This window comes from Mesorhizobium sp., from assembly GCF_041661565.1.
Lineage (GTDB): Bacteria > Pseudomonadota > Alphaproteobacteria > Rhizobiales > Rhizobiaceae > Mesorhizobium.
The window spans coordinates 1-11,542 of sequence record NZ_JBAZUD010000149.1 but is presented as its reverse complement, the minus strand read 5'-3'; the positions used below and the strand labels follow the sequence as shown (position 1 = coordinate 11,542).

Sequence of the window (11,542 nt, the reverse complement as noted above, 5' to 3'; positions counted from 1 at the left end):
ATCGATGTCGGTGATGGTCGTCGAATAGGCGACCAGCGAGCCCGCGCCCGAGCCGCGGCCGGGCCCGACCGGAATGCCTTGCGCCTTGGCCCATTTGATGAAGTCGGCGACGATCAGGAAATAGCCGGGAAACTTCATCTTGGTGATGATGCCGAGCTCGAAATTCAACCGCTCGCGGTACTGCTCGACCGTATAGCCGGCTGTCGGCCCATGCGCCGCCAGCCTCGCGTCGAGCCCCTCATGCGCCTGCCTGGCCAATTCGTCGGCTTCCGCCTGCACGGCGGCATCATTGTCGGCGACATCGCCGCCGGTGAAGCGCGGCAGGATCGGATTGCGGGTCTTCGGATAATAGGAACAGCGCAACGCGATCTCGACGGTGTTGTCGATCGCTTCCGGCAGGTCGGCGAACAATCTGGCCATGTCGGCCTGGCTGCGCAGGAAATTATCCGGCGTGAGCCGGCGGCGATTGTCGGCGGCGACGACCGAGCCTTCGGCGATGGCGATCAGCGCGTCATGCGCGTCATAATCGTCACGCGCCGAGAAGAATGCTTCGTTGGTGGCGACCAGCGGCAGTTCATGGCTATAGGCCAGATCTATCGAGGATTTCTCGATAACCCGGTCATAACCCGAAACGCGGTCGAGTTCGACATAGAGCCGGTCGCCGAACATCGTCTTGAGGGTCAGCAGCCGTGCCTCGGCGAGGTCGCGGCGATCCTCCTTCAAGGCAAAGCCTATCGGGCCGCGCGGTCCGCCGCTGAGGCAGATCAGCCCGTCGCAATAGCCTCGCATCATGTCGGTGGTCAGGTGAACGGCCTCGCCGGGCGGCGTTTCAAGGTAGACGCGGCTGACCAGCCTGACCAGATTGGCATAGCCGGCCTCGGTCGCGGCGAGCAGGACGACCGGCCGCATCTCCGGGCCTTGCCGCCTGCGATCGCGCTGGCCGTCGCTGTTCTCGCCGCTGAAGGCGAGCGCTGTCTGGCAGCCGATGATCGGCTGGATGCCCTCCTTCACCGCCTTCTGCGCGAATTCCAGCGCCCCGAACAGATTGTTGGTGTCGGTGACGGCGATCGCCGGAGCTTCATCCTTGACGGCATGGCCCACGATCTTGCCGATCTGAAGGGCGCCCTCGAGCAGCGAATAGGCCGAATGCACGCGCAGATGAACAAACGGCCTTGCCGGCGTCTCCGGACGAGCCGCCGCGAGCGCTGCTTCGCGCTTCAGGGGATCGCGTGGAAGTCTGTCGTCCGCCATGGTTTCTCGCGCTGCAAAAGGCTTTGAGTCGATGGAGATGTATTGTCCGGGACCGGATGATGCCAGTCCAGCACAAACGACCGCCAACCACAGGCTTCCGATCCGCTCAGGCGAATTCCATGATCACCGCGTCCACGGCCAGGCTGTCGCCCGGCTTCGCGTTGAGCTTCGACACGACAAGGTCGCGCTCGGCGCGCAGCACGTTTTCCATTTTCATCGCCTCGACCACGGCCAGCGTCTCGCCTGCCTTGACTTCCTGGCCCTCGGCGACGGCGATCGACACGACCAGGCCGGGCATCGGGCAGAGCAGCAGGTTCGAGGTGTCCGGCGCGATCTTTTCCGGCATCAGCCGTTCAAGCTCGGCGGTGCGCGGCAGCATCGTGCGCGCCGTGACCGACATGCCTTTCCAAGCAATGCGAAGGCCGTTGGCGACCGGCCTGATCTGAGCTACGACCCCCCGTCCGCCAACCGTCCCCTGCCAGATCAGGTCGCCCGGCCGCCAATCGGAGGAAACGGTCAGCGCCTTGCCGCCCTCGATCGACAGATCGATTTCCATCGGAATGGAAATCATGCCTTCGACAATGGACGCCGACACATAGTCATCGCCGATCTTCACCACCCAATCGCGTTTCAGGGCGCCGGAGTGCGGCGCCAGGCGCCCACCCAGCCGGTCGAGCCGGTCGCGTCGCAACAATTCCACGGCGGTCGCGATCGACACCAGGACGGCCTTTTCCTCGGCGTCCGGCACGATCGGCGCGAAGCCGTCCGGATATTCCTCGGCGATGAAGCTGGTCGATATCCGTCCTTCCCGCCAGCGCGGATGCTGCATCAGGGCGGCGAGGAACGGAATGTTGTGCTCGATGCCGTCGACGACGAAACTGTCGAGCGCCTCCGACATCGCGTCGATGGCCTGAAGCCTGGTCGGGGCCCAGGTGCACAGCTTGGCGAGCATCGGATCGTAGAACATCGAAATCTCCGAGCCTTCGGTGACGCCGGTGTCGTTGCGGATGACGACGTCGCCAAATTGTCCTTCCTCGGGTGGCCGGTAGCGTGTCAGCCGGCCGATCGACGGCAGGAAATTGCGGTACGGATCCTCGGCATAGAGCCGGCTTTCGATCGCCCAGCCGTTCAACGTGATGTCGCTCTGCTTCAGGTCCAGTGCCTCGCCGGCGGCGACGCGGATCATCTGCTCGACCAGATCGATGCCGGTCACGAGTTCCGTCACCGGATGCTCGACCTGCAATCGTGTATTCATTTCAAGGAAATAGAAGTTTTTGTCCTTGTCGACGATGAACTCGACCGTGCCGGCACTCTGGTAGTCGACGGCCCTGGCCAGCGCCACGGACTGTTCGCCCATGGCCTTCCTGGTGTCGGCATCGAGAAAAGGCGATGGCGCCTCTTCCGCGACTTTCTGGTTGCGGCGCTGGATCGAGCATTCGCGCTCGCCGAGGTAAAGCGCGTTGCCATGAGAGTCGGCCAGCACCTGGATCTCGATATGGCGCGGATCGACGACGAACTTCTCGATAAACAAGCGGTCATCGCCGAATGAACTCTTGGCCTCCGACCGGGCCCGGTCGAAACCGTCGCGCACTTCGGATTGGCTCCAGGCGATGCGCATGCCCTTGCCGCCGCCGCCGGCGGATGCCTTGATCATCACGGGATAGCCGATCTCGCCGGCGATCTTTTCGGCATGGTCGGCATTCTCGATCACGCCGGGCCAGCCCGGCACGGTCGACACCTTGGCGGCATTGGCGAATTTCTTCGATTCGATCTTGTCGCCCATGGCCTTGATGGCCTTTGGTTTGGGACCGATGAAGACGATGCCCTCGGCTTCCAGCGCTTCGCAGAAGGCTGCCCGCTCCGACAGGAAACCGTAGCCGGGATGCACGGCCTGCGCGCCTGTCGTCTTGCAGGCGGCGATGATCCTTTCAGGCACGAGATAGCTTTGCGCGGCGGGCGAAGGCCCGATATGCACCGCCTCGTCGGCCATCTCGACATGTACGGCGTCGCGATCGGCGTCGGAATAGACCGCGACCGTGGCAATCCCCATCTTGCGCGCCGTCTTGATGACGCGGCAGGCGATCTCGCCGCGATTGGCGATCAGAATCTTGGTGAACATGCGGATGTCATCCTCGGGTCGGCCGTTCCTTTTATGGCCTGTGCCGGCGCGGTCAAGCCGGCGAGATTCCCCAAGGTCATTCAATCGATTTGTTATGGAAACCTGCCGATCGGGGAATGGAATTTTCCTCGGTGGCCCACGTCTGGAACCACCTAGCAGTTGATCGGGAATGCAAAACCTGAAAGCGTGCGGAAAAATCGCATTTGGAGGAATTGTCCGATGAAAACACGCGCCGCTGTCGCCGTCGCCGCCGGGAAACCGCTCGAGATCATGGAGGTCGACCTCGACGGTCCGCGTGATGGCGAGGTGCTGGTCGAGATCAAGGCGACCGGCATCTGCCACACCGACGAGTTCACCCTGTCGGGAGCCGATCCGGAAGGCCTGTTTCCGGCCATCCTCGGACATGAGGGCGCGGGCATTGTCGTCGATGTCGGCAAGGGTGTCACCTCGGTCAAGAAGGGTGACCACGTCATCCCGCTCTATACGCCGGAATGCCGGCAGTGCCCGTCCTGCCTGTCCCGGAAAACCAATCTCTGCACCGCCATCCGCGCCACGCAGGGCCAGGGGTTGATGCCCGATGGCTCGTCGCGCTTCTCGATCGGCAAGGACAAGATCTTCCACTACATGGGCTGCTCGACCTTCTCGAACTTCACCGTTTTGCCCGAGATCGCGGTGGCCAAGGTCAATCCGGCCGCCCCGTTCGACAAGATCTGCTATATCGGCTGCGGTGTGACGACCGGCATCGGCGCGGTCATCAACACGGCCAAGGTCGAGATCGGCGCCACGGCGGTCGTCTTCGGCCTCGGCGGCATCGGCCTCAACGTCATCCAGGGCCTGAAGCTTGCCGGCGCCGACATGATCATCGGCGTTGACGTCAACAACGACAAGAAGGAATGGGGCGAGCGCTTCGGCATGACGCATTTCGTCAATCCGAAGGAGATCGACGGCGATGTCGTTCCACACCTCGTCAACATGACCAAACGCGGCGCCGACCAGATCGGCGGCGCCGACTACACGTTCGACTGCACCGGCAACACAAAGGTGATGCGGCAGGCGCTGGAAGCCTCGCATCGCGGCTGGGGCAAGTCGGTTGTCATCGGCGTCGCGGGTGCCGGCCAGGAGATTTCGACGCGTCCGTTCCAGCTGGTTACCGGTCGCACCTGGATGGGCACCGCGTTTGGCGGCGCGCGCGGCCGCACCGACGTTCCGAAAATCGTCGACTGGTACATGGACGGCAAGATCCAGATCGACCCGATGATCACCCATACGCTGAAGCTCGACGACATCAACAAGGGCTTCGACCTCATGCACGAGGGCAAGTCGATCCGGAGCGTGGTTGTCTATTGAAGGAAGTTCGAATTCGTTTCGTCGACCCTGAGAAGTCGACGATCCATCGAATACGGAACTTTGGCGAGGATCTTTGGCGTAGCTTTCGCGAAGAAAAGCGCGTCACGATCAATCTGGAGGAGATCGATCGGGCGCAAGGTGAGATCGCTTACCTCGTACACGGCGCGTTTCTAAGGAGGAGCCTGACCGAAGTGCGCCGTCTGCTGATGGTGCATTTCATGGAAAATGAGGTGGTCATCGAGACATAGTCGAGATGACAAAACAGGGAGGAATGAAATGCCTGAAAAACTGCATCCGAAAATCGACAATGGCCTGCCCAAGGAGAGCGCCAGCTTTGCCGGCGGCACTCTGGTCTGCGCGTGCACCAGCCAGCCGGTGAAGGTGAAGGTCAAGGGCCAGATCGCCCACAACCATGCCTGCGGCTGCACGAAATGCTGGAAGCGGGAAGGTGCTGTATTCTCGGTCGTTGCCGTGGCCGGGACCAGCGATGTCACCGTCACCGAGAACGGCGACAAGCTCAAGGTGGTCGATCCCTCGGCCCTGATCCAGCGTCATGCCTGCACCGGCTGCGGCGTCCACATGCACGGGCCGGTCGAGCGCGACCACGCCTTCAAGGGCCTGTCCTTCATCCATCCCGAGCGGTTCGAGGAGGACGGATGGTCGCCTCCGGGCTTTGCCGCCTTCGTGTCATCGATTATCGAATCGGGTGTCGACCCCAAGCGCATGGATGGTATCCGGGCGCAGCTCAAGGGCATCGGGCTCGAGCCCTATGACTGCCTCAGCCCTGGCCTGATGGACTATGTCGCCACCTGGACGGCAAAGAAGTCCGGCGCCCTGCCGGCTTGACTGCCACCAGATTTCCAGCAGGGGCCGGACACGCGTCCGGCCCCTGCCCGTTCGGAGAGACAATGCCAGCACCTGAAATCTACGTCGACGCCGATGCCTGCCCGGTCAAGGCGGAGGTCGAAAAGGTCGTCGAGCGCCACAGCGTCGTCGTCACCTATGTCTCCAATGGCGGCCTGCGGCCGTCGCGTGACCCGATGATCCGCAATGTCGTCGTCTCCAAGGGCGCCGACGCCGCCGACGACTGGATCGTCGAGAACGCCAAATCCAACGATATCGTGATCACCGCCGACATTCCGCTTGCCGCCCGTTCGGTGGCGCTCGGCGCGCATGTGCTTGGACCAACGGGCCGTCCGTTCACGCCGGAGACGATCGGCATGGCGGTGGCGATGCGCGATTTGAAGCAGCATTTGCGCGAGACCGGCGAAAGCAAAGGCTACAATGCCAGCTTCGCGCCGCAGGACCGTTCACGGTTTCTCGGCGAACTCGACCGCATCTTGCGGCGGGCGCTCAAATCCGCCACACCGGGCTAGAACCGAACCATGGCTTCCGAAACTCCAATGAAGAAACCCATACAGCGTCACATGCTGTTCGTTGTGTCGGCCTGCTTCGGCGTTGCGGCGTTTGTCGTTTCGCTGCTGCTGCATGCTTCGCTGGCCTATCCCATCGGCGCCAACGCGTTCTTTGCCGTCTACGACATCCTTGTCATCGCCCAGATGCCGAAATTGACCGGCGCCTACCTCAGCAAGAATGCACGCGCCGCCGACCAGCCGGTCTTGGTCATCTTCGCGGTCACGCTTGTCGTCGTCAGCGTTGCGGTCGTTTCGCTGTTTCTGCTGATCAACCAGAAGGACAGTGCCGACCCGATCGGACTCGGTTTCTCCCTGTTGTCGATTCCGCTGGGCTGGTTCACCATCCACGCCATGGCGGCCTTGCATTATGCCCATGTCTACTGGATGGACGGCGACACGGTCGACACCGAGACAAAGAAGAAAGCTCCGGTCGGCGGCCTGCTGTTCCCCGGTGACAAACGGCCCGAAGGCTGGGATTTCCTTTACTTTTCCGCGGTCATCGGCATGACCGCGCAGACCGCCGACACCAACATCTCGACGACGCATATGCGCTGTGTCGTGCTTGTCCATTCAATCCTGTCTTTCTTCTTCAACACGGTCATCGTGGCGGCCGCGGTCAATCTCGCCGTCAGCCTCGGCAGCCCGTAATAAATCCGTGATCGGATGAAACATCGGTTTGGATCGCGACGTATCAGGAGGACAATGAGCGCGCGGGCCATGCCCCGAGGCCGGGAGAAAGACAGCAATGGAATCGGTTGCCAGAAGCCAAGCCGCGGCCGAGACAGGGGCCTTCGCCCCCAATGGCCGCAATCTGATCTACCGTCAGTCGGCCTGGACGCGGCTCACGCACTGGCTGTGGGCCATCTCGCTGTTCTTCATGCTGCTGTCAGGCCTGCAGATCTTCAACGCCCGTCCACAGCTCTACATCGGCAAGCAGTCGGGCTTCGGCTACAACAACACCATCCTTGAGATCGGCGCCGAAAACACGAGTGCCGGTCCGCGCGGTTACACCCAGATCTTCGGGCATCGCTTCGACACTACGGGTGTGCTCGGCTGGTCTGGCCCGGCCGGTAACGAGACGGCGCGCGGTTTCCCGTCATGGGCGACCATCCCCTCCTACTATGACCTCGGCACCGCCCGCGTCATTCATTTCTTCTTTGCCTGGATTCTGACCACCACCTTGGTCGTCTGGCTGGTTGCCAGCCTGATCAATGGCCATCTGCGGCGGGATCTCGCGCCTCGCCTCGACGATCTCAAGCGGCTGCCACAGGACATCGTCGACCACGCCAGGCTCAAATTCCATCACACACGCGAATACAATACGCTGCAGAAGATGGCCTATGGCGGCGTGCTGTTCATACTTCTGCCGCTGATGATCATCACCGGCCTGGCCATGTCGCCGAGCATGAATTCGGTGCTGCCGTTCCTCAACGATCTGCTCGGCGGCCGGCAGACGGCGCGCACCATCCATTTCACCGTCATGCTGCTGCTGGTCGCATTCTTTCTCGTCCATATCCTGATGATCCTGGCCGCTGGCCCGATCAACGAACTGCGCTCGATCATCACCGGCTGGTACCGCACCGATCCTCCCGCTAAGGATGACGACAAGACGCTCGAGAGGAGTGCCTGACATGGCGAAATTTCAGATCAATCGCCGGAAATTCCTGACCGCGGCCGGCATCGGCGGTTCCGGCATCATGCTTTCGGGTTGCGATGCGTTCGACAGCCAGTTGAGCATCGGCAGCGGCCTGCGAAGTTTCCTCGAGAATGCCAATGGCCTGACATACCGTGCGCAACGCTTCCTTGCCGGACGCGACAAACTGGCGCCCGAATTCACCGAGGCCGACATCCGCCAGCCACAGCGGCCGAACGGCGTTACCTCGCCAGACGACGATGACTACAAGGCGCTGCTTGCAAACAATTTCGCCGACTGGCGGCTCGAAGTCTCAGGCCTTGTCGAAAAGCCGCTGTCGCTGAGCCGCGAGCAGTTGATGAACATGCCGAGCCGCACCCAGATCACCCGGCATGACTGCGTCGAAGGCTGGAGCTGCATCGCCAAATGGACCGGCACGCCGCTGTCGCTGGTCTTGGACCAGGCGGTGGTGAAGCCGACAGCGCGTTATGTCATGTTCCATTGCCTCGACACGATCGACCGCAGCCTCTCGGGCGACGTCAAATACTATGGCACGATCGACCTGATCGATGCCCGTCACCCGCAGACGATCCTTGCCTACGGGCTGAATGGCAAGCCGCTGCCGGTCGAGAACGGCGCCCCGCTGCGCGTCCGCGTCGAACGTCAGCTCGGCTACAAGATGCCGAAATACATCCGCAAGATCGAACTGGTCGATGGCTTCGCCGATGTCGGCGGTGGCCGCGGCGGCTATTGGGAAGACAATGGCTACGACTGGTATGGCGGAATCTGAAGGCCACTCTGCGAAAAGACGATCGGCCCGTGGGAGGCCACGGGCCGATCTGTTACGCCTGGCCTGGGCGCCGGACCGAAAAGCGCGGAGCGCGTTTCTGAAGAATCCAACGCCTAAACAAGAGATTGAGCCCCCCGGCCCCGCTCAATAGCCGGCGTAAATCCACTGACAATTGTTGTAAGAATCGCAGCTGTAGTACCAGTAGCCATCGCTGCGCGCCGTTTCATTGGACGTGGCCATGCTGGCGACGGCATCGGCCTTCTTGGCATCGGCGCCCATCTCCTTGGCCGCCTTGGCCATCTTGCCGGCGTCCATGAGTGTCGGCTTGCCGTCCTTCATCTTGGCGCCCTGCTCGGCCACCGGTCCGGATTGGGCCAGCAGCCTGGCGGCGACGAGCATCGCCTCGCCGTCCTTGTTGGCCTTGGCTATGTTGGCAAGCGCTACAGCGGTTTCGACCTTTGTGCGCGCTTCGGCTTGTTTCTCCGCCGTCATCCCGCCGGACAAGGCCAGCGTTGTCGAGCCGAGGCCGGCGGCGAATGCGAGGGCAAGCATCTTACGAAAAGCAGTCATGTGTCGTTCTCCCTGTGTGACGTCCCGTCCGACAGGAAAGCAGTTTCACGGATGAGCAGCCCTACCCAAACAGGTAGGCACCCGACCTTTTGATTGCCCCTGGGCATCCACCCAACCTCCGGTCACCGTTTGACAACCGGGCTCCAGTCGGGGACCATGGCTCCGGGGTTTTCAAACAGAATTTCTATTTCGGGCATGCCGCGTGCGCCGATAATGGGGGCTCGCCGCTGCCGGAAGCCGGGGGCGGGCTTGACCTTGGTGCAGAAACGCGAGGCGCGGTTTCTCGACGCCCTTTATCTTGGGGTGCGGGACAGGGCGGAATTCGATGCCTCGCTCAATCTTCTCGGCGGCCTGTTCGATGTCGCGACCGCCGTTCTGGTCGACTTCGACGCGGCGCGCCCGGAAGTGTCGGCACAGGCTTCCGTCGGCCTTTTCAAGGGCGAGGTCCTGGAACGCTACCAGCGGGATTTCGCCACGCTGGACCCGGCGCCAAGGGCATTCATGGCCGTGCCGCCCGGCACCGCCATCCCGACCTATCGCCTGCTTCCGGAGGAGACCCGCAGGCCCGGTGTCTTCTTCAACGAGTTCTTCCGGCCCCTGGGGCTGGAAGAATGCCTTGGTGGCACGCTCGCGTCGACAAAGGGACGTTTCGCCATGGTCGGCCTGCAGCGGCCACGTGACCGCAAACCCTTCGACGACGACGATATCACCCGGCTCGAAGCGCTCATGCCCCATCTTGCGCGAGCGCTGCAGCTTCGGCGCGCCTTTCTTGAACTCGAGGGCGCGGCAGGCGCGATGTCCGAAATGTGCGACCGTCTGGCAGCCGGGGTCGTGGCGCTCGACGAGGATGGACGCAGCCTGTTCGTCAATGCGGCGGCCCGCGCAATGGCCAACGCCAATGATGGCCTGTCGATCGGCCGCGGCGGCCGCCTCCTTGCCCTGAACCGCGAGGCCAACACCAGGTTGGCCGAACTCGAGAGCGACGTCCGCTCCGGCGGCGCGGGCGGCATCCTGCGGGCGGCGCGTGCCGCCGGCAGGCCGCCCTACGCCATCATGGTAGCCCCGTTCTTGCTCGATCATGGCGTCGACGCCACACGATCGCGGCCGCGCGGCGTCATGTTCGTGGTCCACGATCCGCTGCTCCAGGCCCGGTCGGATGCGCTGACAATCAGTGCTCTCTTCGGCTTGCCGAACGGCACCGCGCAACTGGTGGCCGCCATCGCCGCCAACGAGGACCTGCAAGCCTATGCCGACCGCACCGGCATCTCGATGAATACGGTGCGCTATCACCTGAAGGCGGCATACGCCCGCACAGGCGTGGGGCGACAGTCTGAACTGGTCAGGCTGGTCAGCACAGCGCTGCGCGATCTCATCGACCATCGTGACGATGGTGCTAGTGGATGATGCTCCATTATGCCGACATGCATCAAAGCCAGGGGAAGAGCCACATCGCAGAACCCCTCTCAGCGCGACCGCTTTAAATGTCGCTGGGAGGTGACAAGGTGTCGCCGAGGGGCTATGGATGGCGCGTCGAGGGCTTGAGGTTTTGAGTCCTACCTGTTTGCGGGAGAGAGCAGCGAGAGCTGTCGCCGAAGGGGAAATCGCCCGAAATCTCTCAGGCAAAAGAACCGTAGACGGGAAAGACACTCTGGAAAGTCGGGGCTTGCCCCCGCGCCGAAGGTGTAAGCGCCGCTGACAGAGTTCCGGCTGCGCGAGTCTCTCAGGCTTCAGACAGAGGGGCACGGACTGGTCGCCATCAGCGGCCGATTGCGTGCGACTCTGGAGACGACATGACGGGCGACACCAAGCACCTTCCCCTCGAAGATATTCACGTGGCCGCCGGCGCGCGCTTCGGCGCCTTTGCCGGCTGGTCGATGCCGCTGACCTACCCCGCCGGGGTCATGAAGGAACATCTTCATGCCCGAGAACATGCCGGCCTGTTCGACATCTCGCATATGAAACTGTTCAAGGTCAGCGGACCACAAGCGGCTGCACTGCTCAACCGCGCCTGCCCCCTGGACGCCGGAGCGCTCGAAACCGCGCAGTCCAAACTGACTTTCTTCCTCAATGAGGAAGCCGGCATCATGGACGACCTGATCGTCACCAGGCTCGGCGATACCAGCTTCATGGTCGTCGCCAATGCCGGCAACGCCGTTGCCGACGAAAAGCATCTGCGCACGCTGGCCAGCGCTTTCGATGTCGTGGTGGAGCCGCTCGAACGCGTCTTCCTGGCAATCCAGGGGCCCGAAGCCTGGGCTGTTCTCGGCCGCGCGGGAATCGAGACCGGATCGCTGCTGTTCATGCACGGCATCGAGCCCCGGAAAGATTGGTTCATGAGCCGGTCGGGCTATACCGGCGAAGACGGTTTCGAGATCGGCCTGCCGGAGGCCGACGCGCGCGCCCTTGTCGCCAAGCTG

Annotated in this window: 11 protein-coding genes, 1 pseudogene and 1 riboswitch; of the genes and pseudogenes, 9 read left to right on the top strand and 3 right to left on the bottom strand. The window is 62.6% G+C overall.

Annotation, left to right across the window (positions count from 1 at the left end):
* Together WC739_RS21295 and WC739_RS21290 are read right to left on the bottom strand one after the other, a co-directional pair.
* The coding region (locus WC739_RS21295) for a PHP domain-containing protein (RefSeq protein ID WP_372954979.1) at positions 1–1,251 on the bottom strand (1,251 nt) is incomplete at its 3' end.
* Positions 1,252–1,357: 106 nt separating this feature from the next.
* A complete protein-coding gene (locus WC739_RS21290; protein ID WP_372954978.1) occupies positions 1,358–3,370 on the bottom strand; it encodes an acetyl-CoA carboxylase biotin carboxylase subunit in 2,013 nt (670 codons plus the stop codon).
* A gap of 219 nt (positions 3,371–3,589) precedes the next feature.
* On the opposite strand from WC739_RS21290, the gene WC739_RS21285 reads away from it, so the two are divergent.
* The 7 genes from WC739_RS21285 (at position 3,590) to WC739_RS21255 (ending at position 8,555) form a co-directional block, all read left to right on the top strand.
* Positions 3,590–4,717, top strand: a complete 1,128-nt coding sequence (locus WC739_RS21285) for an S-(hydroxymethyl)glutathione dehydrogenase/class III alcohol dehydrogenase (protein WP_372954977.1) — start codon at positions 3,590–3,592, stop codon at positions 4,715–4,717.
* Positions 4,714–4,965: a hypothetical protein gene (locus WC739_RS21280; protein ID WP_372954976.1), complete on the top strand. Its 252-nt coding sequence runs from the start codon at positions 4,714–4,716 to the stop codon at positions 4,963–4,965. The genes WC739_RS21285 and WC739_RS21280 overlap by 4 nt, the downstream gene beginning before the upstream one ends.
* A gap of 28 nt (positions 4,966–4,993) precedes the next feature.
* Positions 4,994–5,563, top strand: a complete 570-nt coding sequence (gene gfa / locus WC739_RS21275; protein ID WP_372954975.1) for an S-(hydroxymethyl)glutathione synthase — start codon at positions 4,994–4,996, stop codon at positions 5,561–5,563.
* A 62-nt stretch (positions 5,564–5,625) separates the two neighbouring features.
* Complete coding sequence (locus WC739_RS21270; RefSeq protein ID WP_372954974.1) at positions 5,626–6,093, top strand: YaiI/YqxD family protein; 468 nt, start codon at positions 5,626–5,628, stop codon at positions 6,091–6,093.
* A 9-nt stretch (positions 6,094–6,102) separates the two neighbouring features.
* A complete protein-coding gene (locus tag WC739_RS21265; protein WP_372954973.1) occupies positions 6,103–6,780 on the top strand; it encodes a DUF1345 domain-containing protein in 678 nt (225 codons plus the stop codon).
* A 97-nt stretch (positions 6,781–6,877) separates the two neighbouring features.
* The gene (locus tag WC739_RS21260; RefSeq protein WP_372954972.1) at positions 6,878–7,762 is read left to right on the top strand and encodes a cytochrome b/b6 domain-containing protein; all 885 of its coding nucleotides are present in this window, start codon (positions 6,878–6,880) and stop codon (positions 7,760–7,762) included.
* Position 7,763: 1 nt separating this feature from the next.
* A complete protein-coding gene (locus WC739_RS21255) occupies positions 7,764–8,555 on the top strand; it encodes a molybdopterin-binding protein (RefSeq protein ID WP_372954971.1) in 792 nt (263 codons plus the stop codon).
* A gap of 144 nt (positions 8,556–8,699) precedes the next feature.
* On the opposite strand, the gene WC739_RS21250 is transcribed toward WC739_RS21255, so the two are convergent.
* Complete coding sequence (locus tag WC739_RS21250; protein ID WP_372954970.1) at positions 8,700–9,125, bottom strand: hypothetical protein; 426 nt, start codon at positions 9,123–9,125, stop codon at positions 8,700–8,702.
* Between the two features lie 249 nt (positions 9,126–9,374).
* Between WC739_RS21250 and WC739_RS21245 the strand changes: the two genes are divergently transcribed.
* Together WC739_RS21245 and WC739_RS21240 are read left to right on the top strand one after the other, a co-directional pair.
* Positions 9,375–10,529: a helix-turn-helix transcriptional regulator gene (locus tag WC739_RS21245; protein WP_372954969.1), complete on the top strand. Its 1,155-nt coding sequence runs from the start codon at positions 9,375–9,377 to the stop codon at positions 10,527–10,529.
* Between the two features lie 150 nt (positions 10,530–10,679).
* Positions 10,680–10,766, top strand: a riboswitch (glycine riboswitch).
* Positions 10,767–10,915: 149 nt separating this feature from the next.
* Positions 10,916–11,542: pseudogene (locus tag WC739_RS21240) on the top strand (glycine cleavage system aminomethyltransferase T); the annotation flags it as partial.